A 380-nucleotide genomic window follows, 5' to 3' on the forward strand; every position below is an offset into this window, starting at 1 on the left:
CCTTCTACAGCGACTCCATGAACGACGTGCCCCTGCTGGAGAAGGTGAACCACCCGGTAGCCACCAACCCCGAGCCGCGCCTGCGCGCCCTGGCCCAGGAGCGCGGCTGGCGCATACTGGACCTGTTTGCCGAGCCTGCCAGCCAGACGGCCTCCTGACCCCCTGCGCTCGCAGTCCCCTGATATCTCCCTACCCATGATCAAGAAGTTCATCGACAAACTGCTGGGCAAATCGACGCCCGGGACCTCCGGCGGCAAGCCCCATTTCGGCAAGCGCGAAGAGGTGCCCGCCAGCGTGCACGGCATCAACCCCGAGCTGGTGGACCGCCGCGCCGCCGAGGTGGTGCAGACGCTCAAAGACGCCGGCTTCGAGGCCTACAT

The 380-nt window shown here is 66.6% G+C and carries 1 protein-coding gene; it reads left to right on the plus strand.

What is annotated here, in order from left to right; translation table 11 throughout:
- Positions 1–195: 195 nt before the first annotated feature.
- Positions 196–380 (plus strand): hypothetical protein (locus tag GPA27_RS28735; protein WP_373322831.1); only part of this gene is annotated, 185 nt, incomplete at its 3' end.

The organism is Aromatoleum toluolicum, assembly GCF_012911005.2.
Lineage (GTDB): Bacteria > Pseudomonadota > Gammaproteobacteria > Burkholderiales > Rhodocyclaceae > Aromatoleum > Aromatoleum toluolicum.